Here is a 23,474-nt window from a genome sequence, read left to right on the forward strand (position 1 = left end):
AACAGCCTCACCAGGCCTCGACTCGCCTCGCGGGATCGAGCCACATCGGGTCGCCTTCCTTGATTCCGAAAGCCTCGTAGAACGCATCAAGATGCAGGAGCGGGGCCACGGCGCGATAGGCATTGGGCGGATGGGCATCGCGGGCGACCTGCGACCGCAAGAGCTCGTCCTTGCCCTTCCAGGCCCAGATCTGTGTCCAGGCCAGAAAGCACCTTTGGTCCTGTGTCAGGCCATCGATCACGACATCTTCGTCGGGGTGCTTTGCGAGATAGGTGCGGAGCGCGGCACGGGCGAGGGTGATTCCGCCCAGATCGGCCATGTTCTCGCCGACCTGCTGCGCGCCGCTGCCGTTCATGAAGCCGGGCAACACCTCATACTGGTTTGCCTGCGTGATGAGCTTCTGCGCCAGAGCATCGAAGGCTTCGCCATCCGAGGGCTGCCACCAGTTCTTCATGTTTCCGTCTTGGTCGAATTGCTTGCCCGTCCAGTCGAAGCCGTGAGTCATCTCATGGCCCAGAACAGCGCCCATGCGGCAGAAATTGAGGGCGGGGTCCAGCGCGGCGTCGAACATGGGGGCCTGAATGATGGCCGCGGGGACCTCGAAGCCATTGACCAGCGGATTGTACCCGGCATTGACGACCATGGGCAGGGTATCCGGCGTATTGAAATACTCGTGCTCCGCCGGCTGGCCGAACTTCTTGCGTTGGCGCTCGGTGTTGAAGCGTGAGATCGCGGCCACGGTGGCGACCAGATCATCCGTCACGTCGACTTGCGAGTAGTCGACCCACTCCTCGGGAGAACCGATCTTGTAGGACAGCTTGTCGAGTTTCTCGATGGCCGCAGCGCGCGTCTGGTCCGAGAGCCAGGCCCGCCCGGGCATGCGCTCGGCGAAGGCGCCCTTGATCAGGCCAACCATCTCGGCGGCCTTCTGCCGCGTTTCCCCGCTGAAGAAGTTGTCGACGTAAAGCCTGCTGACGGGCTGCCCAAGCGCCGCCTTGATCTGGTCGAGGGCGCGCTCCTCCATGGGAGGCAGGACGCCGACGCCGACCAGCGCCTGGCTGAGGATCATGAGCGGCTTGTCGAAGCCCGTGCCGAGATAGGATGAGAATGCCAGAATGACCCGCAGCCTTGCGTAGTCACGGATGTCCTTGATCGAACGCTCGGCCAGAAGGCCAGAGAGGACCGGCAGATATCGGGGTTCCGTGAGGATGACCCGATCGGGCACGGGGAAGTCCAGCGTCTTCAGCAGGAGTTGCAGGTCGAGCTGCGGGATCTGGGTCTGCAGCGCAGGAAGCGTTGTCTGGTTATAGGCGACGCTCGGGTCGTTGGCCTCGACAGGGGGCAGCTTGGCTGCGTGAAGCTTGCGATCGATCGCGATCGACAGATCGGCGATGCGGGCGGCTTCGGCGTCCGGCGTGCCGGCCACCTTCAAGGTCTCGATCAGGAACGTGCGGTAGCCGGAAATCCGTGGGCTGCCGTCGGGTTCTTCGAAGACGTCTTCCATGATGTTGGAAAGGCCCAGCGCGCCCCCGCCGATGAACATGACATTTCTGGTGTTATCCATGAAATCGACATCGGGCCCGACATTGAGGAAGAGGGTCGGGCCACCGACCTCGGCCATCTGCGCCATGAATCGCACAAGACCATTTATGTCCTGAATGGCCGAGGCGCTTTCCAGATAGGGCTTGATCGGCGCCAGTCCGGCGGCGTTCCGCGCATCCACATTCATGTAGGCATTATAGAACGTGCCGACCTGTTGCGCGGGGCTTCCCTTGGATGCGGTCTTTGCGTCCATGGCGGCCTGCTTCAATACCTGCCGCATCTGCTCCTCGACCCGATCTGCCACGATTTCAAAGAAGCCGTAACTGCCGTGACGCTCGGGCCGTTTGACCCGGTCCAGCCAGCCGCCTGCGGCATACCTGTAGAAATCCCGAGCGGGGGAGACGTTCGGATCCATGTTCTCGCGGCTGAAGGCCATCTGGTCGGAGCCGACAACGGCTAATCCGACCGCCTCCTGCGCAATGGCCTGGTGCCCGATACCAAGTGCAAGAGCAGCCGTCGCAGCCCTGAGTGCCCACCATCTCGGTACACGCGGAGATATTCCCTCTTTGGCAATCCCAAACATGATGCTCTCCTTGACGCCGCGTTCCGAAGATTGGGCGCACACCGGAAAGTTGTCCGTTGCGCTGGCCTACCTCTCGCACCACTGTCAGTCATGGCGTTTTGATGCCTCGGGAGGCAACAAGAGATTTTTTTTAGAAGACGGCGGGAACCATAGCCAGAGTCATGCGTTTCGCGCTGGCATAGCTTGCAGTTCGGGGAGGGCGTGCCAGATGCAGAGCGGACGGACGCCGGCCAGTTCAAGGCCAGTCTTCAATTTGCAGGTGCTCACGACAATCAGCATTACCGGCAGAAATGAGAGGCGCTGTGCCCGGGGCACGCCGCTCAGGCGGTCCCGAAAGGAAGTCTCGTGCAGACAGGTACGGTGAAGTGGTTCAACGCCCAGAAGGGCTATGGTTTCATCCAGCCCTCGGCGGGTGGACCCGATGTGTTCGTCCATATCAGCGCAGTCGAACGCGCAGGGCTCGCAGGCCTGAAGGACGGACAGAAGGTCTCCTATGAGATTGTGACTGACCGGCGGAGCGGCAAGGCCTCCGCCGACCAGCTCCGCGCGGAATAGCAGACAGTCCAGCGCTTGCGGGCCGTCCCCGGACTGGGCCGGCGCCGCCAGGCGGTGAGCAGACGACGAGAGGGCCGCGTCCTTGCGCCAGGGGCGCGGCGTTCTGCTTCATGCAGGCGCGCCGTTTCCGGACAGGATTTGAGCCGCTCCGCCGACGGCATTGCGGAATGCGGCATCGAAGTTCACGCCACCGATTCCCCAGCTGTGTTCCTTGCCGCCCGCCGCCATCCGCCACCCGGCAACCCAGCCGAGCAGGTCCCGATCCCAGCTCAGCGTCCCGGCGAGAGGAATCTGGCCAACCGATGAGTCGACGAGCTTCGCGAGGTCCTTGAGCGGTGTCTGGGGAAGGTTGCCGAAAGTGAGTTCCGCCCGGTCCAGCGTCGCGCGTGAGGGAATGACCACATCCATGGCGTATTTCCACGATGCATCCGCGAAGGATTCGCGCTGCAGCGTGCCCATGTCGATGACGGAGTCGAGGATGTAGCTGCTCCCGATGTGCCTGGCCGCCAGGAAGACCACGAGCCGCGCCCTGTCGGCAAGCCAGGGTCTTGAACCCAATGATGCCAGCATCATGTCGATCTTCGCAGGGTCGTATTCGGCGGTCATCTCGTAGGGGCGGTCGCGCGTGCCCTGTTCGTCTCGGATCGGACGGAAGGCGTAGAGGTCGCGGTAATAGAGATGTGTGACCGCGGCTTCTGGCGTTCTTGCCAACTCAGTCACATCAGGATGGCCGGCGACACGCTGGTCGCCGGAGACACGGACGAGCACCTCCTCAATGCATCGCTCCAGTCCCGGTATCCGCGTCTCGGCACGCTGGCCGGTCACGATCGTGCGCGCCTGGTAGAGAGCTTTCGTGGACGAGACGGCGAAAGCAGCGCGAGGCGCAAGAAGTGCTGCACCGGCGGCGAGCAATGACCTTCGGCTGAGCCTGGCTACCAACATGGGCGCTGTCTCCGTTCACCCAATCCCACGGTGAAATCTAAAGCCAAAGGAGTTCTCGGTGAAGGGCCAGCCAAACGCTTTCGCCTTGCGCAACTGGCTGGAATGCGTTTGAGAGACAGCATGAGCGAGCCAGGAGACGCGGTCAGAACGCATGACGAATGGGGTGTGGTGAACCCCGACTTCATCGCACGCGTTGTTTCGGCTCTCGACGGGGGCGAGCCCAAGGCATTGCGCGCGCTTACCCGCGATCTTCACGCGGCGGACCTTGCCGATGTCATCGAAAATCTGGATCAGGCCGACCGCGTCCGGCTCATATCGTCGCTGGGGCGCTCCTTCAATCCCGAAGCGCTGGCGGAACTGGACGAGGATGTCCGCGACGAGCTGATGGAGGCATTGCCGAACGACGTCATCGCGTCGGCCATCAAGAAGCTCGATACCGACGACGCGCTGTACCTGATCGAGGATCTTGAGGACGAGGACCAGCGCGAGATCCTGTCGAAGGTGCCGAAGGAGGAGCGCGCCGCGCTCGCCCGTGGACTCGAGTATCCTGAATACACGGCCGGCCGCCTGATGAAGACGGAGTTCGTCGCCGTTCCGAATGTGTGGACAGTGGGCGAAGCCACCGATTTCATCCGCAGTGAGAAGGGCCTTCCGGACGAATTCATTGAAGTCTATGTCGTCGATCCCGGCTTCCATCTCGTCGGCACGGTGCCGGTGTCGCGCCTGATGCGCTCGGCGCGCGAGAAGAAGATCGGCGGCATCATGGACGCCGAGCAGACCGTGTTCCGGGCGACCGACGAGCAGGCCGACGTCGCTTGGAAATTCGAGAAATATAATCTCGTGTCGGCGGCAGTCATCGACGAGAGCGGCCGCCTTCTTGGTACCCTCATGGCTGACGACATCGTGGAAGTGATTTCTGAGGAGGCCGAGGAAACCATGCTGCATCTGGGCGGCGTCGGCTCGGAGGAGACGATTTCCGGCAATGTCTTCGATACAACGAAATCCCGTTTCGCGTGGCTCTTCATCAATCTTCTGACCGCCATCCTCGCCTCGTGGGTCATCTCCCTGTTCGGCGCAACGCTGGAACAGATGGTGGCGCTGGCGATCCTGATGCCCATCGTGGCCTCGATGGGCGGCAATGCGGGAACGCAGACGATGACGGTGGCGGTCCGGGCCCTTGCCACGCGCAGCCTCAGCCCGCTCAACGCCTTTCGCGTGTCGATGCGCGAATGCACGGTCGGTCTTATCAACGGGCTTCTCTTCGCCATCATCATGGGCGTCTTCGCATGGGCATGGTTCGGGTCCGACCGCCTCGGCCTCGTCATCGGTGCGGCGATGATCATCAACCTGCTGGCAGCTGCACTGGCCGGCATCCTTGTGCCGATCACGCTCGACCATTTCGATATCGATCCAGCGATATCTTCCGGAACTTTCGTCACCACGGTCACCGATGTCGTGGGTTTCTTTTCGTTTCTGGGACTGGCGGCCATATGGCTGGTGAACTGAGCGTCCGGCTGGCCACGGAGGCGGACCGCGTGGCTTGGTCGGCTTTGTGGCAAAACTGGCAGCGGCACATGGGCGGGCAGGTTCCCGCAGATGTCACCATGCGGAGCTGGACAAACATGGTGACACCGGCAAGCGGCATCGAATGCCTTCTCGCTTTCGATGGCGACGCGGCACTGGGCTTCGGCATCGTCAGCCGAACCTTCTTTGCGTGGACGGGCGAGGACATTCTCTACCTGCAAGACCTGTTCGTGATGCCGGACGCACGAGGTCGCGGCGCGGGATCAGCGCTTGTCGAGGGAATCTTTGCCCATGCCGACGCCGTCAACGCCTCCCAGGTGTTCTGGATGGTGGATACTGATGATCCCGGGTTGCAGGGCTTTTACGACAGGCGCGCCACGCGTTCGCCCTATCTCCGCTACTTGCGGCGGCCCTGGTCCTGGTGAAGCGCCGCGATCTCCGCGATGGCTTCCGCCGATTGTTCGATGAAGTCCCGGAACGCCCGGCGGGCTGGAGGGTTGGCAATGGCAGGGTCGAAGACATTGTAGGGCGTCGGTGAAAGATCGGCTTCCGTGAAAACGTCAGCCCAATCCTTTGACCAATGCAGCCGCGCGACTTCCGCATTCGATTTCGCAAAGGACCGTTCGATCATGGTGTGCACCGCAGTCGAGATGCCGCCATATTTCTCGGCGTTCCAACCCAGCGCACCGGCAGCGCGGAGCAGGGGCCAGGTCAGCGGAGCAAGGGCTTCACGCGAAAGGTCCGGGTGGTCCCTGTTGATCCTCCGGCGCAGGCGCTCGAAGGCGGCGACGGTCATGGGCCCGGGTGAAGCGTTCTTGTCCTCCTCGGCGGCGACCAGTGTTTCACCCGTCATGTCCAGCCCCATGACCGCGCAGATGTCGACTGTGAGGCCGCGCTTCAAGACCGCCCGGCTGAAGGGACGGAGCGTGACGTCGGCCTCCTTCAGGTTTCGCAACGCAGCGAAGTGATGGAGATAGTCATGGCGGCCAGACTGGATTTCCCTGGTGACGAAGGCGTCGATGGGCGGTACCGGCCGCCAGCTCTTCACGTTCTGGGTATAGAGCGAATTGAGCAATGCCGCGTGCGGCCTCGCATAGGCGATGACATGGAGCCGGTAGCCAAGATTGCTGCAGAAGCCGGTGAGGGCGGCGAGATAACCAGGGTCCGAAAGCCGGTGGGAAAAATGCTCGGCTGAGATGAAGACGCGCTCCGGACGGCCATGGGCTTCGATTTCCTGTGACAGCCGGGCAAGGAGAGGCCGGGTGCTTGAGCCGGGCCGGAAGGCCTCCACCAGATCGAAATGATAATGGCTTCGATGCTCTGTTCCGGTGAGAGGGCGGAACAGCCCGTGACGGGCGAAGACTGCGGCATTGTCGCGGAAGAATTCCTGAATCGCCGTCGAGCCGGTCTTGGGCGGTCCTGCATGGAGGAAGAATGTCTTTGCCATGGCAGGCTCGCTAGCATCCCGGCCGTCAGAATGCCAGCCAGCGCGGGGTTCGCGCGGCATAGTCGTCCCACGCTTTTCCAAAGCGAGCGCTTAGGTGGCGTTCCTCCCGCTCGATTGCGAGCTTCTGGGTGGTGAAGGCGGCGGCGAAAGCAGCGGGAATGAGCCAGGCGGCTCCCATGAGAAGGCCTGCGCCCAACACCAGCAGCGTGTTTCCGACATAGATCGGGTTTCGCGATCGGGCGAATGGTCCATCGGTGATGAGGGCGGTTGCGCCCCTGTGCGGGAGGATCGTGGTGCGATGGCGCCGGAAGGTGAGGGCGGTGACCAGTTCCAGCGCCAGCCCGCCGCAGACAAGGCAGAGACCTATCGCCGCCAATACCATGCGGAGTAGACCTTCAGGCCAGCCGAGCGGCAACAGTTGATGCAAGATTACGCCCGCACCTGCGAAGCCCAGGTAAATGAGGGGCGGCCATGGAATGGTATTGGGGCGTTCGGTTGCAGAAGTCATTCGCAAGTCATAGCCTTAAAACATTGCCTTGTGGACTTTCCAGCCTTGGCCAAACGGGAAAATAGAAAGTGATCCGCCAACATGGACCGGGATCAGGTATTGCCGATTTGTCAAGGCCGGGCTTGATTTGGCCGTAAAATCCTTCTAAGAACCCGAAATTCCCGTCAATTCAAGAGGAGTGCACGAGCCCCATGGCGCGCGTCACCGTTGAAGACTGCATCGACAAGCTCCCTAACCGGTTTGAACTGGTCCTGCTGGCCGCCCATCGCGCCCGCATGGTCTCGCAGGGCGCTCCCATCACCGTGGACCGGGACAACGACAAGAACCCCGTCGTTGCGCTCCGCGAGATCGCCGACGAGACCATCGTTCCGGAAGACCTCCGCGAGGAATACATCCACTCCATGCAGAAGCATGTCGAGGTGGACGAGCCGGAAGCGACGGAAGTGCCACTCATCCAGCAGTCGGGTGACATGGTCATGGTCAATGACCAGGCCTCCGACGAGGATGCTCCCGAAATGGAACGCATGACCGAGGAAGACCTTCTCCGTGGTCTCGAAGGAATGCCCCCGGCCGAGAGCCCCGGAAGCCAGCGCAACGGCTACTGAGCCGTTTTGCATCAACAATTTTCAGGCCGGACTTCTAGAGTCCGGTCTTTTTTGTCGTAAGCTGCCTGCATGATGCGCCAATACGAGCTTGTGGAACGGGTCACCAAGTATGATCCGGATGCGGATGAGGACCTCCTCAACCGCGCCTATGTCTATGCCATGAAGGCGCACGGCAGCCAGACGCGGGCGAGCGGAGAGGCCTATTTCAACCACCCCCTCGAAGTGGCCGCCATCCTCACGGAAATGAAGCTCGATTCGGCCACCATCGCCGCAGCCTTGCTTCACGATACTGTGGAGGACACCGAGGCAACCCACCAGGAAATCGAGGAAAAATTCGGTCCCGAGATTGCCTCTCTGGTCGACGGGCTCACCAAGATCGCCAAGCTCGACCTTGTCACCAAGGAGGCTGCGCAGGCTGAAAACCTCCGGAAACTTCTGCTCGCCATGTCGAAGGATGTGCGGGTCCTGCTGGTGAAGCTGGCGGACCGGCTCCACAACATGCGCACGCTCCATCATGTGAAGCCCGAGAAGCGCGTGCGCATCGCACAGGAGACGATGGATATCTATGCCCCGCTCGCGGGCCGCATGGGCATGCAGGCGGTGAGGGACGAACTGGAGGACATCGCCTTCCAGGTGCTGAACCCGGAAGCCAACAAGATCATCCTCGACCGGCTCGCCAAGCTTCATGCCGAGAGTGGCGGCATCCTGAAGTCCATCGAACAGGAACTCACCCAGAAACTGGCCGAGAACGGCATCAAGGCCGAGGTTCATGGCCGCGAGAAGCGGCCCTTCTCGATCTTCCGCAAGATGGAGCGGAAGCTGCTCTCGCTCGGGCAACTCTCCGACATCTTCGGTTTTCGCGTCATCGTCGGCACGGTGGACCAGTGCTACCGCGCACTCGGCATCGTCCACCGCACCTACCGGGCCGTGCCGGGACGGTTCAAGGACTATATCTCGACACCGAAGCAGAATGACTACCGCTCGATCCATACGACCGTCATCGGGCCCCACCACATGCGGGTCGAAATGCAGATCCGCACCCGGCTGATGCACGAGATCGCCGAGCGGGGTGTCGCCGCCCACGCCATCTACAAGGACGCGCCAGACGCCAAGGAGGCGCTCGACGGGTTCAAGGCTCCTGCCGCGGAATCCAATGCCTACAGATGGTTGCGCCATCTCGTTGAGATGCTGCAGGAGGGCGAGAGCCCCCGCGAGTTCCTGGAGCATACCAAGCTGGAGCTGTTCCACGACCAGGTGTTCTGCTTCACGCCCAAGGGCAAGCTGATCGCGCTGCCGAGAGGAGCGACGCCCATCGATTTTGCCTATGCGGTCCACACGTCCGTTGGCGACAGTTGCGTGGGCGCCAAGGTCAATGGCAGCCATGCGCCGCTCGTAACCGAACTGCAGAACGGCGACGAGGTCGACATTATCCGTTCCGAAGCGCAGACCCCGCCGGCGGCTTGGGAAGGGCTTGCGGTGACAGGCAAGGCGCGCGCCGCGATCCGCCGTGCAACCAGGGCCGCCGCACGCAAGCAATTCGCGGGGCTTGGCCGCGAGATCGTTGAGAGAATGCTGGCGAAGCTGGACCGGGCTTTCGTCGAAAAGGAAATTACGGCCGCAATCCCTCGCCTCGGGCACAAGAATGTGGAAGATGCGCTGGCGGCGATCGGCCGGGGCGAACTTTCCGCGGTCGACGTTCTGACGGCCATGGGTCTTACGATTGATGACACGAAGCTCAAGGAACTGCGCCGAAAGGCTCCAAGCCGCAAGACCGATGGCGACGACAATTCCATTCCTGTGCGCGGCGTATCGCGCACCACCGCGCTGCGGATATCGCCCGAAACCGGAGCAGTGCCGGGCGAGCGCATCGTCGGCATCATCATGCCGGGCGTTGGCATCACCATCTACCCGATCTTCGCCAAGGCATTGGAACAGTTCGACAATCAGCCCGAGCGCTGGGTCGACCTCGCCTGGGATACGGGAGCTGAAGAGCAGCGTTTTCCGGTGCGGCTCACGGTGTCGATCCTCAACGAGGTGGGTTCGCTCGCCCAGGTGGCGCAGGTCATCAGTGATCTGGGCGGCAACATCGACGCGCTCCAAATGGTGGCGCGCGAGGGAGCCCGCGACTTCTTTGACCTCGACATCACGCTCGAGGTCCATGACTTGAAGCACCTGAATGAAATCATGACGGGCTTGCGGGGAAAGAGTGCCGTGAGCACCGTGACCCGCAAGACAGGATAGGGGACAATGCTGAGCCACGACCAAGTTCTCGACGAATTCCGCGCTGCCGGGGCCCTGCTGGAGGGGCATTTCATTCTCTCTTCCGGGCTTCACTCCAGCCGCTACCTGCAATGCGCCCGCGTGCTGATGGACCCGAAGCGGGCCGAACGGCTCTGCGCCTCGCTCGCCGCCAAGGTGAAAGCGCTGGTGAAGTCTCCCATCGATCTGGTGGCCTCGCCCGCGATGGGCGGCGTGGTTGTCGGCTATGAGATGGGCCGCCAGCTTGGGGTGCCGTCGCTGTTCTTCGAGCGGGTGGATGGCAAGCTCATGCTGCGGCGCGGTTTTTCCATTCCCAAGGGCGCCAGGGTGCTGATGGTCGAAGACATTGTGACCACAGGGCTGTCGTCGCGCGAGTGCATCGCCGGCATCAACGAGGAGGGCGGCAGCACGGTCGGTGCCGCCTGCCTCATTGACCGCTCTGGCGGCAAGGCCGAAATCGGCGTGCCGCTCGCAGCCCTGACCACGCTCGACATCCCCGCTTATGCCGCAGACAAGCTGCCGCCTGAACTGCAAGCCATTCCCGCCATCAAGCCGGGGAGCCGGGGGCTGAAATGATCGTCGGCATCGGCAATGACGTGATCGACATCCGGCGGATCGAGGAAACCCTTGAGAAGTATGGCGAACGCTTCGTACAGCGCATCTTTACCGAGGTCGAGATCCGGAAATCAGAGAAGCGGGCACAGCGGGCGGCGTCCTACGCCAAGCGATTCGCTGCGAAGGAAGCCTGTTCCAAAGCCCTGGGCACCGGCTTCCGGGCCAGTGTCTTCTGGAAGGACCTGGGTGTGGTGAACGAGCCATCAGGCAAGCCCACCATGATCCTGACCGGCGGGGCCAAGGACCGTCTCGACAGGCTGACGCCGCCCGGCCACGCGATCCGAATCCATCTCACCATCACCGACGACTTTCCCTATGCTCATGCCTTCGTGATGATCGAGGCCGTGCCCGCCTGACGGCATGGTGAATGAACGGCATGGTGAATGAAGTGTAACCAAAACGCCACAGTGCCTTGGCTTGAAGCGTGTTGCGTTGCATCACATATGATCAAGGTCTATACGCCGGACGTATTGGACCAAGTGAGCATTGGCTTGGCTTGAATGCACAAGAAAGACCATACAATGGCGGCGGCACAGGACACGCGGCGTAAGTCGGAAGACGGCTTGTGGGAGACCGTAAAGGTTATCATCCAGGCGTTGCTCATCGCCTTCGTCGTCAGGACTTTCTTCTACCAACCTTTCAACATCCCATCCGCGTCGATGTACCCGACGTTGAAAGTGGGCGATTATCTTTTTGTTTCAAAGCTTTCCTATGGCTATGGGAAGTATTCCTTCAACTTCTCGCTTGGCATGTTCGGCAAGGAACTCGTAAGTTGCTGCCCGATCGATTTCCCCGGCCGCGTAGTGCTGGCGGATACGCCGGAGCGCGGTGACGTTGCGGTATTCAAGCTGCCGACGGATACCGACATCGACTACATCAAGCGCGTGATCGGATTGCCCGGCGACCGCGTGCAGATGCGCGACGGCATTCTCTTCATCAATGGCCAGGCCGTGAAGAAGGAGCGGATCGAGGACTTCATGGACCTCTCCGAGCGGGGTTTGAGTGCCCCCGTCGCGCAGTTCCAGGAGACGCTTCCCAACGGCGTCACCTATCATGTGCTCGATACGGAACCGATGGGCGAGGCCGACAATACCGAGGAATACGTGGTGCCCGAGGGCCACTATTTCATGATGGGCGACAATCGCGACAACTCGCAGGACTCGCGCTACATGAACCGTGTGGGCTATGTGCCGATCGAGAATTTCGTGGGCCGTGCCGACATCATCTTCTTCTCGGTCTCACCTGATGCCAGCCTGTTCGAAGTGTGGCGGTGGCCCTTCGTGGTTCGCTGGAGCCGCTTCTTCAACTTGATCTGATTCGCTTGCTCCTCTTCACCCCGGCGCGAATTGAAGAGATTGCCAAAAGGATCGGCTATCGCTTCAAAGATCCTGCGCTTCTGCTGCGGGCGCTGACACATCCCTCGACCCAGAAGCACAAGGGCGACTATCAACGTCTGGAATTCCTTGGAGACCGGGTGCTGGGTCTTTGCATCGCAGAGGAACTGTTCCGGGCCTATCCTGAAAAGACCGAGGGCGAACTGTCCTCGATCCTGAGCGTGGTGGTGCGGAGCGAGGCCTGCGCCCAGGCCGGCGAAGGGATCGGGCTCTCCGATATCGTCATCACGGGAGCCAGTGAGCGCGCCAAGGGCATGCACCTGAACCGGACTGTTCAAGGCGATGTGATGGAAGCCTTGATCGCAGCCATCTACATCGATGGCGGACTGGATCAGGCGCGATCATTCGTCTTGAAGAACTGGGCGCCCTTGCTGGCCCATCCTTCGGTGACGGCGAAGGATGCCAAGACCTATCTGCAGGAGTGGGCACTGGCACGGGCATTGCCGATACCTGCATACCGGGTCATCAGCCGCGATGGACCCGAACACGAGCCGATGTTCGTGGTATCTGTCGAAGTCAAGGGCAAGCCTTCCGCGGAAGGTACGGCCAAGAGCAAGCGGGCTGCCGAACAGGAAGCGGCGGACCTGTTTCTGAAACGCGAAGGGATAAGGCCATGACCGAACAGACCGAAACTCAGGCCGTGCCAATGCCCCCGAAGCACAGCGGGTTCTGCGCCATCATCGGTGCGCCCAATGCCGGCAAGTCGACACTGGTGAACCAGATCACCGGCTCCAAGGTGTCGATCGTCAGCCACAAGGTGCAGACCACGAGGGCGCGCATCCGCGCCATCGCCATGGAGGGCAACACCCAGATCGTGCTGGTCGACACGCCCGGCATCTTCAAGCCGAAGCGCCTGCTCGACCGGACCATGGTGAACAATGCTTGGGGCGGCGCAGGCGACGCAGACGCCGTGGTCTACCTGGTCGATGGACGCCCTGGCGTCACCGACGAAGCCAGGGAAATCATGGCCCAGTTGGGCGCAACAAAGACCAAGGCGATGCTCGTCATCAACAAGATCGACCTGATGCCGCGGGAAAAGCTCATGGAGACCGCGGCGGCCTTCAACGAGGTCTATCCTTTCGAGAAAACCTTCATGGTCAGTGCGCTCAACGGCTCGGGAACGGCCGATCTCCGCAAAGCCATAGCCGAGCGCATGCCTCCAGGTCCCTGGCTCTACCCGGAAGACCAGGTGGCGGACGTTCAACTCCGCTTTATGGCCGCCGAAATGACGCGCGAGAAGATCTACGAGCGGCTGCATGAGGAGCTCCCTTACTCCTCGACCGTCGAAACCGAAGGCTGGGAAGAGCGCAAGGACGGGTCGGTGAAGATCGACCAGGTCATCTATGTTCAGCGCGACAGCCAGAAGGCCATCGTGCTGGGCAAGGGCGGCCAGACGGTGAAGCTCATCAACCAGCTGGCGCGCGCCGACATGGAAAAATATTTCGAGCGCAAGGTGCATCTGTTCCTGTTCGTGAAGGTTCGCGAGAACTGGACCGAGGACAAGGAGCGCCTGCGCATGATGGGCCTCGACGTCTGATCCCATGGAATGGCGCGACGAGGGGGTGATCCTGTCGGTGCGCCGCCATGGCGAGACGAGCGCCATCGCGGAAATTCTCACGGCCGGACATGGCCGCTGCATGGGGCTGGTGCGCGGCGGCCGTTCACGCGCGCAGCGGCCGGTCCTGCAGGCCGGAAATGTGGTGCAGGCGGTCTGGCGTGCACGGCTTGAAGAGCAACTCGGGACCTACACGCTGGAGCCGCTTGATCTGAAGGCCGGCGCCATCATGGTGGAACCGTTCCGGCTTGCTGGCCTCGCGACGCTCGCCGGGCTGGCGCAGCTCCTGCCCGAACGGGAGCCCCACGGAAGGGTCTACGAGGCGCTGCGGGTAGTGCTCGATGCCATCGAGCATGACGAAGTCTGGCCAGCACTGCTGGTGCGATGGCAGCTGGGGCTTCTGGACGAACTGGGTTTTGGCCTCGACCTTTCGAAATGCGCGGCGACCGGCGCGAAGGACCGTCTCGCCTATGTTTCGCCACGGAGCGGCAAGGCCGTATCCGATGAGGCTGGAGCACCCTTCCGCGACAGGTTGTTCCGGCTTCCGCCCTTCCTCATCGGAAACGTGCCGGCCAGTGCCGTTGACGTGATCGACGGGTTGCGGATCACCGGATACTTTCTTCACCGCCACGTCTTCGAGCCGCGCGGCGCGCAGATACCCGAGCAGCAGGAGTGGATCATGCGCGCCTTGGCCGAAAGGACGCATTGAGCCAACAGGCTCACGCCTCTAAACACCGCCGCGAAGAGGAGAGACCGTCCATGCTCGGAAAACTCAATCATGTGGCCATCGCCGTGCCCGACCTGGCCAAGGGGACAGAGGTCTACCGGACCATGCTGGGTGCCGAGGTGTCCGCACCCCAGGCCGAACCGGACCATGGCGTGACGGTGGTGTTCGTGATGCTGCCCAATACCAAGATCGAGTTGCTGGAGCCTCTGGGCGAGGCTTCTCCGATCAAGGCTTTCCTCGACAAGAATCCTTCGGGCGGCATTCATCATGTCTGCTACGAGGTCGAAGACATACTCGCGGCGCGCGATCACCTGAAATCGCAGGGCGCGCGGGTGCTGGGCGATGGCAACCCGAAGATTGGGGCACATGGCAAGCCGGTGCTGTTCCTGCACCCCAAGGACTTCTGCGGAACACTGGTGGAGCTTGAACAGGCATGAGCATTCCCAGTGCCATCGCCATCTATTTCATCATCTGGTGGATCTGCCTGTTCGCGGTGCTGCCCTTCGGCGTGCGGAATGCCAACGAAACGGGCGTGGGCGTGGAGCAGGGCAACGAGGCGGGTGCGCCCGTCAATCCGATGCTCGTCCGCAAGGTGCTGGCCACCACGGTTCTCGCCGGCGTGGTCTTCGCGCTGATCTGGGGGCAGATGACCTATGGCTGGATCGGCTTCGACGACATTCCCTTCCTGAAGAACATGCCGACGGAGTGAGTGCCGCAAGAATCAAGAAAGGCGGAGCTTTGGGCCCCGCCTTCTCTACGACTGTGTTTCCTTATCGTCCGGTGACCTGACCGGCGGGGCTGCTGCACATGACTGCGCGCCCGGAAACTTACCTCCCCAGACCTGGGTCCACCTGAGTGCAACACCGTGGTCTTGTTCTTATTGTGACGAAAGCTAGCACAACCGGATTCGTTGTCGAGTTAAAAATGTCACAGTCCGGACACAATTGGTCCGGGCAAGGCGGCACGCCATTTCCGGGGAAATGCCGAATTGCGGGGCCGCTGTCTTGAGTTCCCGGGGGTTTCCCTTAAAAGGGCGCAAATTCTCCGCAAGCAGGGATTCCAATGCGCCTTTCCCAATACTTCATGCCGATTCTGCGTGACGACCCCAAGGAAGCGGAGATCGTTTCCCACAAGCTGATGCTGCGGACGGGGATGATCCGTCAGGAGGCGGCGGGGAGCTATTCGTGGCTTCCGATGGGCTACCGGGTTCTCCGAAAGATCGAGCAGATCGTGCGCGAGGAACAGAATCGCGCCGGCGCTATCGAGGTGCTGATGCCGACGATCCAACCCGCCGACCTGTGGCGGAAGTCCGGGCGTTATGACGCCTATGGCAAGGAAATGCTCCGCATCAAGGACCGGCATGACCGCGACATGCTGTTCGGGCCCACCAACGAGGAGATGATCACCGACATCTTCCGGCAGGGCGTGCAGAGCTACAAGGATCTGCCGCGCAACCTCTATCACATCCAGTGGAAGTTCCGCGACGAGGTGCGCCCCCGCTTCGGCGTGATGCGCGGCCGCGAATTCCTGATGAAGGACGCGTATTCCTTCGACCTCTCGCGCGAAGCGGGCCAACATTCCTACAACAAGATGTTCGTGAGCTATCTGAGAACCTTCGCGAGGCTCGGCCTCAAAGCCGTGCCGATGCGCGCCGAGACGGGACCGATCGGCGGCGACGACAGCCACGAGTTCCTGATCCTTGCCGAAACGGGCGAAAGCGGCGTGTTCTTCGACAAGGATTTCTTCGACATGGACTGGTCGGCCTTCGACATCGACTATGATGATGTCGAAGCCGTCGCCAGGGTAGTGAACGACTTCACCTCGAAATATGCCGCGACCGACGAGAAGCACGACGCTGCGGAATTCGAGAAGCGGGTGCCGGCGGAGCGCAGGCTCTCGGGCCGCGGCATCGAGGTCGGGCACATCTTCTTCTTCGGCACCAAGTATTCAGAGCCCATGGGCTGCGAAGTGCAGGGGCCGGACGGCAAGAAGGTGACGGTGCAGTCCGGTTCCTACGGCATCGGCGTGTCGCGCCTCGTGGGCGGCATCATCGAGGCCAGCCACGACGACGCGGGGATCATCTGGCCGGAGCCGGTTGCTCCGTTCAAGATCGGTCTCATCAACCTGAAGGCCGGAGAAGCCGACACCGACGCCGCCTGCATGAATATCTACAAGGCTTTGGAAGCCAAGGGCGTTGACGTTCTCTACGACGACCGCGACGACCGTGCCGGGGCCAAGTTCGGCACCATGGACCTCATCGGGCTGCCGTGGCAGGTCATCATCGGACCGCGCGGCCTGAAGGACGGTATCGCCGAAGTGAAGAACCGCAAGACGGGTGCCCGCGAAAACGTGGCGCTGGACCAGATCATCGGCCGCTTCACCTCCTGATGGTGAAAAGCCAGACCGATACGAAGCCCTTCGCCGCCTTCGAGTGGATGCTCGCGGCGCGTTACCTGCGTGCGCGCCGCCGCGAGGGTTTCATCTCGGTGATCTCGCTGTTCTCGTTCCTGGGGATCCTGCTGGGCGTTGCCACCCTCATCGTGGTGATGGCGGTGCTGAATGGCTTTCGCGGTGAGTTGCTGGACAAGATCCTCGGCTTCCAGGGCCATGCCAGCGTCTATCACTCCGACATCAGCCCGATCCTCAACTATGTGGAAATCCAGGAGCGGCTGTCGAAGATTCCGGGCGTCACGCGGGTCGTGGCCCTGGTCGAGGGTCAGGCGATGGCCTCGAGCCTCCGCAACAATACCGGAGCGCTGGTGCGCGGGATTTCGGAAGCCGACATCCAGAAGCTGCCGAGCCTCAACAACGACAATCTCCGGACCGCCATGCAGCAGGAGGACGTGCAGGACGAAACGGCCTCCTTCGTCGGTTTCGATGCCTCGGGCGGCATCGCCATCGGCGAACGCATGGCCTGGCGGCACCAGTTGGGGCTGGGCTCGCGTCTGACGATCATTTCGCCGGAAGGCCCCGACACGGTGATGGGCACGGCACCGCGCATCCGCGATTATCCGATTGTGGCAATCTTCAAGGTGGGCATGTCGGACTATGACGAGAACGTCGTCTACATGCCGATGTCCGAGGCGCAGGATTATTTCGTAACCGACGAGGGCGTGAGCCAGATCGAGGTGATGGTCGAAAAGCCCGATGAAGTCGAGGAACTGGTCCTGCCACTGATGGCGGAAGCCGGCGCCAACATGTCGGTCAACACCTGGAAAGAACGCAACATGACGTTCTTCAACGCGCTGGCCGTCGAGCGGAACGTGATGTTCCTTGTGCTGACGATGATCATCCTTGTTGCCGCACTGAACATCATTTCCGGGCTCATCATGCTGGTGAAGGACAAGGGCCGCGACATCGCGATCCTGCGAACCATGGGCGCGTCTCGCGGTACCATCCAGCGCGTGTTCTTCCTGACGGGTGCGGCGATCGGCACGGCAGGAACCTTTGGCGGCTTCGTCGTGGGGCTTCTCATCTGCCTCAACACGGAACGCATCCGGCAGTTCATCTCGTGGGTGTCGGGTGTCGATCCCTTCAACCCGGAGCTCTATTACCTGGCCCAGCTACCGGCCCGGATGGACTCGTGGCAGACCGTGCTGATCGTGCTGATGGCGCTGGGACTATCGTTTGCGGCAACTCTCTATCCATCGTGGCGGGCCGCCAAGCTCGATCCCGTCGAGGCGCTCAGGTACGAATGACCAGCATGACGCCAGCGCTCGAACTGCGCGGTCTCGCGCGCTCCTTTGCCGAGGGCAAGGGCAAACTCGAGATATTCAAGGACCTGGACCTCACTGTGAGGCCCGGCGAGATCGTGGCCCTGGTCGGGCAGTCGGGCTCCGGCAAGTCGTCGCTGCTGCACATCGCGGGACTTCTCGAAGCCCCCACGGCGGGAGAAGTGCTGATCGCCGGCCAGAACTGCGCGTCGCTCGACGACACGGCCCGCACCCGCATCCGGCGCATCGGCATCGGCTTCGTCTATCAGTTCCATCATCTGCTCCCGGAATTCTCGGCCATCGAGAACGTGGTCATTCCGCAACTCATTGCCGGTACGCCGAAGAAGGCCGCGACGGACCGGGCCCGAGAGCTTCTTGTGCGGATGGGACTTGAGCCCAGAATCGAACATCGGCCTTCCGAACTCTCGGGCGGCGAACAGCAGCGCGTGGCAATCGCGCGCGCACTCGCCAATCGGCCATTGCTGCTGCTGGCCGACGAACCGACAGGCAACCTGGACCCATCGACCGCCGCGCGCGTCCACGAGGAGCTTCTGCGGCTTATCTCCGAGGAAGGCCTTGGAGCGCTGGTCGCAACCCACAACCATGAACTCGCCCGGGGCATGAGCCGCATCGCCCGGCTGGAACAGGGCCGGATTTTCGAGGACTGACATGAAGGCAGTATTTTCCGCCATCCAGCTTGGCCACGCGCCGAGCAAGTTTCTGAGCAAGGGCAATATCGTCGGTTATCCCGAAAGCCCGGACCGGGCGCGTGCACTGCTCGAAGGGGCCAGGCAATCCGGCGCGCAGATCTGCGCATCGCGCCGCTTCGGCGAGGAGACGATCAGCGCCGTTCACAACCAGCGCTATCTCAACTTTCTCAGAACCTCGTTCGACGAGTGGTCGAAGATCGAGGGAACCGGCCCGGATCTAATGCCGAGTCTGAGGGCCATGGCTCCCATCCTCCAGACCCCGACCCATGTGCTGGCGCTGGCTGGGCGGTTCATGATGGATTTCTCCTGTGCCATCACCGAGAAGACCTGGAGCTCGGTGTCAGCCTCCGCAATGACGGCGCTGACGGCGGCCGATCTGGTTCTCAAGGGAGAGCCCGTGGCCTATGCCTTGTGCCGTCCGCCGGGTCATCATGCCTATGTCCAGCGGGCGGGTGGCTTCTGCTATCTCAACAATACGGCGATTGCCGTCCAGCACCTGCGCTCCGTCCATGACCGGGTGGCGATCCTCGATGTCGACGTTCACCACGGCAATGGCACGCAGGCGATCTTCTATTCGCGGCCCGATGTGCTCACCGTCTCTCTCCATGCCGATCCCGCCAGCTATTACCCGTTCTATTGGGGTGGAGCGGACGAGGAGGGCGAGGGCGAGGGCCGCGGCTTCAACCTGAACCTGCCGCTTCCCGTCGGCAGCGGCGACGATCCGTGGCTTGCCGCACTCGACCTCGCGCTGGCGAAGGTCGATGCCTACAAGCCGGGCGTGCTGGTGATCGCGCTGGGGCTCGATGCCCACGAGGCCGACCCCTTGAAGGGCGGCACGGTCACGCAAGCCGGCTTCGCGCGGATTGCGGAGCAGGTTGCCTCATTGGGCCTGCCGACAGTGATCGTGCAGGAGGGCGGCTACCTGACGGAGCACCTGCCCGACAACCTCGCGATGTTCCTGACCTCCTTTGAAGGGGCGCATGCGGTTCCTGTGCATGAGGCGCCGCCGGAGGTGTAACCCCACGCCGCCGGGCGCTATGATGCGCCTATGGCGGAATCGGTCAACACACGCGTCACCTTCGTGCATCTGCGCACGCACTCGGCCTTTTCGCTGTCCGAAGGGGCTTTGCAGATCAAGGCGCTCGCCCAGATGGCGAAGGACGCGGGCATGCCGGCGGTGGCGATCACCGACACCGGCAATCTCTTCGGCGCGCTCGAATTTTCCGATGCCATGGCCGAAAAGGGCATCCAGCCCATCATCGGCTGCACGCTGAAAATAGACCTCGTGGAACAGAAAGAGGGCGGCCTCAAGCATACAGGCGGCCTTCGCCGCATCCCCTCGCTCGCCTTCCTCGCCAAGAACGAGGAGGGTTATGGCAACCTGATGAAGCTGTCGAGCCGGGCCTATCTCTCGACGCCCGACAATGCCGAGCATCACATCCAGTGGAACTATCTGGCGGAACACTCTGGCGGGCTGATCTGCCTCACGGGTGGTCCGGCCGGACCGATCAACGATGCACTTCTCGCGGGACAAGGGCCGCTTGCCGCCGAGCAGCTTGAGCGCCTCAAGGCCGTGTTCGGCGACCGGCTCTATATCGAACTGCAGCGCCATGGACTGCCCGCCGAGCGCGATACCGAGCGTGGCCTGATCGACCTGGCCTACAGCCTCGAAATTCCGCTGGTCGCCACCAACGAGGCCTATTTCGCCAAGGCCGCGGACTATGCCGCGCATGACGCGCTGATCTGCATCGCGGAGGGCGAGGTTCTCATCACCGAGGACCGGCGGCGGCTGACGCCCGAGCACTATTTCAAGAGCCAGTCCGAAATGGCCGCTCTCTTCGCCGACATTCCGGAGGCCATCGAGAACACGATCGAGATCGCCATGCGCTGCGCCTACCGGGTGGAGTCGCGTGCTCCCATCCTGCCGCGCTTTGCCGACGGCGATGAGGCGGAGGAACTGCGGCGGCAGGCGCACGAGGGCCTCGCCCACCGCCTCGCCACGCGCGGGCTGGTCGAGGGACGCTCCGAGGAAGAATACGTCAAGCGGCTCGACTTCGAACTCGACGTGATCACGGCGATGAAGTTCCCCGGCTACTTCCTCATCGTGTCGGACTTCATCAAGTGGGCGAAGGCGAAGGGCATTCCGGTGGGGCCGGGCCGTGGCTCGGGTGCGGGCTCGCTCGTCGCTTACGTGCTCACCATCACCGATCTCGACCCGTTCCGCTTCAACCTGCTGTTCGAGCGCTTCCTCAACCCCGAGCGCGTGTCGATGCCGGACTTCGACATCGACTTCTGCCAGGACCGGCGCGGTGAAGTGATCACCTACGTGCAGCAGCGCTACGGCTCGGACCGCGTGGCGCAGATCATCACCTTCGGCAAGCTGCAGGCCCGCATGGTGACGCGCGACGTGGGCCGCGTGCTGCAGATGCCCTATGGCCAGGTGGACCGACTCTCGAAGTTGATCCCCAACAATCCGGCCAATCCGGTCACCCTGCAACAGGCGCTCGACGGCGAGCCCAAGCTGCAGGAGGAGCGCGACAAGGACCCGACCGTCCGCACGCTGTTCGAGATTGCGCTGAAGCTCGAAGGCCTCTACCGCAATGCGTCCACCCATGCGGCGGGCGTCGTCATCGGCGACAGGCCGCTCGAAGAACTGGTGCCGCTCTACCGCGACCCGCGCTCGGAGATTCCGGCGACGCAGTACAACATGAAATATGTCGAGAAGGCCGGACTCGTGAAGTTCGACTTCCTCGGCCTCAAGACGCTCACCGTCATCGAGAAGGCGCAGCACCTGATCCGCGTGCGGGAGCCCGGCTTCGACATCGAGAAGGTGCCCTTCGACGATCCCAAGACCTATGAGATGCTGGGCCACGGCGATACGGTCGGCGTGTTCCAGCTCGAAAGTTCGGGCATGCGCGACGTTCTGAAGAAGATGCGCGCTGACTGCATCGAGGACATCATCGCCATCGTGGCGCTGTACCGGCCGGGGCCAATGGACAACATCCCGCGCTACATCGCCTGCAAGAAGGGCGAGGAGCAGCCGGACTATCTGCACCCGATGCTCGAACCGATCCTGAAAGAGACCTATGGCATCATGGTCTATCAGGAACAGGTGATGCAGATCGCCCAGGTGCTCTCGGGCTATTCGCTGGGACAGGCCGACCTTCTGCGCCGCGCCATGGGCAAGAAGATCAAGGCCGAGATGGACGCCCAGAAGGCGGACTTCGTGAAGGGCGCCACCGCCAAGGGCGTCGATGCCAACCAGGCCGATTTCATCTTCGAACTGGTGCAGAAATTCGCAGGCTATGGCTTCAACAAGTCGCACGCGGCGGCCTACGCGGTCGTTTCATACCAGACGGCCTATCTCAAGGCCAATTACCCGGTCGAATTCATCGCCGCCTCGATGACGCTCGACATGGGCAACACCGACAAGCTGATGCTGTTCCGCAGCGAGGCGCAGCGCGTGGGCGTGAAGGTGATCCCGCCTTCAGTCAATGCGAGCGGACTGGATTTTGCGGTCACCAAGGGCGCGATCCTCTATTCGCTGGCCGCGCTGAAGAACGTGGGCGGCGGCGCCATCGAGCATCTGGTGAAGGTGCGCGAGGAGGGCGGGCCGTTCAAGTCGATCGGTGATTTCGCCAAGCGCGTCGATGCGCGGATGCTGAACAAGCGCGCGTTGGAGAGCATGGCGAAGGCGGGCGCATTCGACTGCCTCAACCCCAACCGGGCGCAGGTGCTGGACGCGGTCGAATCCATCCTCTCCATGGCCAACCGCGCGGCGAGCGCGGCGCAGGCGGGGCAGAACGATCTTTTCGGAGGCATGGCGAGTTCATCGGACGATCTGGTGCTGCCGCGCCGCGATGCGTGGCTGCCGATGGACAAGCTGGCGCAGGAATTCGAGGCTGTGGGTTTCTATCTCTCGGGCCACCCGCTCGACGATTACATGAAGCCGTTGCAGAAGCTTGGTGTGGATACCTGGGCCTCCTTCCACGAGAAGGCGCTGACCAAGGGTGCCCGCGCCGCGAAGCTTGCGGGCACCATCACCCACCGGCAGGAGCGGCGCTCGAAATCCGGCAACAAGTTTGCCTTCGTGGGCTTCTCCGATCCCACCGGGCAGTTCGAGTCGATCTGCTTTTCCGACACGCTCGCAGCCTGCCGCGAGTTCCTCGAACCCGGCAACGCGGTCATCGCGCGGGTTGAGGCGGATGTCGAAGGCGAGGAAGTGAAGCTCAGGCTTCAGGGCGTCGAAATGCTCGACAAGGCCGCCGCACAGATGGTGACGGGGCTCGAGATCTTCGTGCGCGATGCGAAGTCGATCGAGTCCATCGCTGCGCGGTTGAGCAATGGCGGCCGGGCGCCGGTGCGGCTGGTGATGATGATGGACAAGGGCCGCGAGGTCCATGTCTCGCTCGGCAACAAGTTCACGGTGACCCCGCAGATCAAGGGCGCGATCAAGGCGATCTCCGGCGTGGTGGACGTGCAGGATTTATGAATGTCCTCGCCCCTCGACAGAGGGGAGAGGAAGGGGACCCAACGAAGTTGGGGGAGGAGAGGGGCAACCGGGTTTCTCCAATGAGCAAGGCCCGGTTGCCCCTCATCTATCCCACCGCTTTGCGGCGGGCCCCTTTCTTCTCCCCGCTGTCGCGGGGCGAAGACCTAAGTGTCTGTCCGAAGAGTTCATGCTGGGTTGCATAGTTTCCTGAGCATGAGCCTGATTGAGGCGAGGTGCAGAAAGGAGAGGGCTTTTCGGTTGAAGCATTCCCAATCTTTGGCCAGCCTTCGGCAGCGATTGAGC

The 23,474-nt window shown here is 62.2% G+C and carries 22 protein-coding genes and 1 pseudogene; 18 read left to right on the forward strand and 5 right to left on the reverse strand.

The window, feature by feature from the left end; translation table 11 throughout:
- Positions 1-7: 7 nt before the first annotated feature.
- Entirely contained in the window at positions 8-2,125 is a 2,118-nt protein-coding gene (locus ACEW8Q_RS12030; protein ID WP_373504297.1) for a M13 family metallopeptidase, read from the reverse strand.
- A 345-nt stretch (positions 2,126-2,470) separates the two neighbouring features.
- Between ACEW8Q_RS12030 and ACEW8Q_RS12035 the strand changes: the two genes are divergently transcribed.
- Positions 2,471-2,680, forward strand: coding sequence for a cold-shock protein (locus ACEW8Q_RS12035; protein ID WP_373504298.1), 210 nt, complete (start codon positions 2,471-2,473; stop codon positions 2,678-2,680).
- 108 nt (positions 2,681-2,788) lie between these two features.
- Here the strand turns inward: ACEW8Q_RS12035 and ACEW8Q_RS12040 are convergent, their stop codons facing one another.
- The gene (locus ACEW8Q_RS12040; RefSeq protein ID WP_373504299.1) at positions 2,789-3,622 is read right to left on the reverse strand and encodes a DUF2066 domain-containing protein; all 834 of its coding nucleotides are present in this window, start codon (positions 3,620-3,622) and stop codon (positions 2,789-2,791) included.
- Positions 3,623-3,742: 120 nt separating this feature from the next.
- Here ACEW8Q_RS12040 and mgtE point away from each other — a divergent pair, with 120 nt between their 5' ends.
- Both mgtE and ACEW8Q_RS12050 read left to right on the forward strand, forming a co-directional pair.
- Positions 3,743-5,128: a magnesium transporter gene (gene mgtE / locus ACEW8Q_RS12045; RefSeq protein ID WP_373504300.1), complete on the forward strand. Its 1,386-nt coding sequence runs from the start codon at positions 3,743-3,745 to the stop codon at positions 5,126-5,128.
- On the forward strand, positions 5,113-5,571 hold the full coding sequence (locus ACEW8Q_RS12050; protein WP_373504301.1) for a GNAT family N-acetyltransferase: 459 nt from the start codon (positions 5,113-5,115) through the stop codon (positions 5,569-5,571). Before mgtE ends, ACEW8Q_RS12050 begins: the two co-directional genes overlap by 16 nt.
- Here ACEW8Q_RS12050 and ACEW8Q_RS12055 read toward each other — a convergent pair.
- Together ACEW8Q_RS12055 and ACEW8Q_RS12060 are read right to left on the reverse strand one after the other, a co-directional pair.
- Positions 5,544-6,593 carry a hypothetical protein gene (locus ACEW8Q_RS12055; protein WP_373504302.1) on the reverse strand — a complete coding sequence of 350 codons (1,050 nt, stop codon included), beginning with the start codon at positions 6,591-6,593 and terminating at the stop codon, positions 5,544-5,546. The genes ACEW8Q_RS12050 and ACEW8Q_RS12055 overlap by 28 nt on opposite strands.
- 25 nt (positions 6,594-6,618) lie before the next feature.
- Positions 6,619-7,101, reverse strand: a complete 483-nt coding sequence (locus tag ACEW8Q_RS12060; protein WP_373504303.1) for an isoprenylcysteine carboxylmethyltransferase family protein — start codon at positions 7,099-7,101, stop codon at positions 6,619-6,621.
- A 191-nt stretch (positions 7,102-7,292) separates the two neighbouring features.
- Between ACEW8Q_RS12060 and rpoZ the strand changes: the two genes are divergently transcribed.
- From rpoZ to dnaE, 15 genes are all read left to right on the forward strand, one after another.
- Entirely contained in the window at positions 7,293-7,706 is a 414-nt protein-coding gene (gene rpoZ, locus ACEW8Q_RS12065; protein WP_373504304.1) for a DNA-directed RNA polymerase subunit omega, read from the forward strand.
- Positions 7,707-7,775: 69 nt separating this feature from the next.
- A complete protein-coding gene (locus ACEW8Q_RS12070; protein ID WP_373504305.1) occupies positions 7,776-9,947 on the forward strand; it encodes a bifunctional (p)ppGpp synthetase/guanosine-3',5'-bis(diphosphate) 3'-pyrophosphohydrolase in 2,172 nt (723 codons plus the stop codon).
- A 9-nt stretch (positions 9,948-9,956) separates the two neighbouring features.
- A complete protein-coding gene (pyrE, locus tag ACEW8Q_RS12075) occupies positions 9,957-10,541 on the forward strand; it encodes an orotate phosphoribosyltransferase (RefSeq protein WP_373504319.1) in 585 nt (194 codons plus the stop codon).
- Positions 10,538-10,936: a holo-ACP synthase gene (gene acpS, locus ACEW8Q_RS12080; protein WP_373504306.1), complete on the forward strand. Its 399-nt coding sequence runs from the start codon at positions 10,538-10,540 to the stop codon at positions 10,934-10,936. Before pyrE ends, acpS begins: the two co-directional genes overlap by 4 nt.
- Positions 10,937-11,080: 144 nt before the next feature.
- On the forward strand, positions 11,081-11,896 hold the full coding sequence (gene lepB, locus ACEW8Q_RS12085) for a signal peptidase I (RefSeq protein WP_373504307.1): 816 nt from the start codon (positions 11,081-11,083) through the stop codon (positions 11,894-11,896).
- A 5-nt stretch (positions 11,897-11,901) separates the two neighbouring features.
- Positions 11,902-12,591 carry a ribonuclease III gene (rnc, locus tag ACEW8Q_RS12090; protein WP_373504308.1) on the forward strand — a complete coding sequence of 230 codons (690 nt, stop codon included), beginning with the start codon at positions 11,902-11,904 and terminating at the stop codon, positions 12,589-12,591.
- Positions 12,588-13,511 (forward strand): GTPase Era, encoded by a 924-nt coding sequence (era, locus tag ACEW8Q_RS12095; RefSeq protein WP_373504309.1) that lies wholly within the window; start codon positions 12,588-12,590, stop codon positions 13,509-13,511. Before rnc ends, era begins: the two co-directional genes overlap by 4 nt.
- A 4-nt stretch (positions 13,512-13,515) precedes the next feature.
- Positions 13,516-14,238, forward strand: a complete 723-nt coding sequence (gene recO / locus ACEW8Q_RS12100; RefSeq protein WP_373504310.1) for a DNA repair protein RecO — start codon at positions 13,516-13,518, stop codon at positions 14,236-14,238.
- Positions 14,239-14,288: 50 nt separating this feature from the next.
- Positions 14,289-14,693, forward strand: a complete 405-nt coding sequence (gene mce, locus ACEW8Q_RS12105; RefSeq protein ID WP_373504311.1) for a methylmalonyl-CoA epimerase — start codon at positions 14,289-14,291, stop codon at positions 14,691-14,693.
- A complete protein-coding gene (locus tag ACEW8Q_RS12110; protein ID WP_373504312.1) occupies positions 14,690-14,965 on the forward strand; it encodes a DUF1467 family protein in 276 nt (91 codons plus the stop codon). Before mce ends, ACEW8Q_RS12110 begins: the two co-directional genes overlap by 4 nt.
- A 353-nt stretch (positions 14,966-15,318) precedes the next feature.
- Positions 15,319-16,644, forward strand: coding sequence for a proline--tRNA ligase (gene proS, locus ACEW8Q_RS12115; protein ID WP_373504313.1), 1,326 nt, complete (start codon positions 15,319-15,321; stop codon positions 16,642-16,644).
- Positions 16,644-17,954: a lipoprotein-releasing ABC transporter permease subunit gene (locus ACEW8Q_RS12120; RefSeq protein ID WP_373504314.1), complete on the forward strand. Its 1,311-nt coding sequence runs from the start codon at positions 16,644-16,646 to the stop codon at positions 17,952-17,954. The genes proS and ACEW8Q_RS12120 overlap by 1 nt, the downstream gene beginning before the upstream one ends.
- Positions 17,951-18,637, forward strand: coding sequence for an ABC transporter ATP-binding protein (locus ACEW8Q_RS12125; protein WP_373504315.1), 687 nt, complete (start codon positions 17,951-17,953; stop codon positions 18,635-18,637). Before ACEW8Q_RS12120 ends, ACEW8Q_RS12125 begins: the two co-directional genes overlap by 4 nt.
- A 1-nt stretch (position 18,638) precedes the next feature.
- The gene (locus ACEW8Q_RS12130; protein ID WP_373504316.1) at positions 18,639-19,697 is read left to right on the forward strand and encodes a histone deacetylase family protein; all 1,059 of its coding nucleotides are present in this window, start codon (positions 18,639-18,641) and stop codon (positions 19,695-19,697) included.
- A 30-nt stretch (positions 19,698-19,727) separates the two neighbouring features.
- Positions 19,728-23,171, forward strand: coding sequence for a DNA polymerase III subunit alpha (dnaE, locus tag ACEW8Q_RS12135; protein ID WP_373504317.1), 3,444 nt, complete (start codon positions 19,728-19,730; stop codon positions 23,169-23,171).
- A 185-nt stretch (positions 23,172-23,356) separates the two neighbouring features.
- Here the strand turns inward: dnaE and ACEW8Q_RS12140 are convergent.
- Positions 23,357-23,474: pseudogene (locus ACEW8Q_RS12140) on the reverse strand (IS5/IS1182 family transposase); the annotation flags it as partial.

It is taken from the genome of Aestuariivirga sp. (assembly GCF_041738905.1).
Lineage (GTDB): Bacteria > Pseudomonadota > Alphaproteobacteria > Rhizobiales > Aestuariivirgaceae > Aestuariivirga.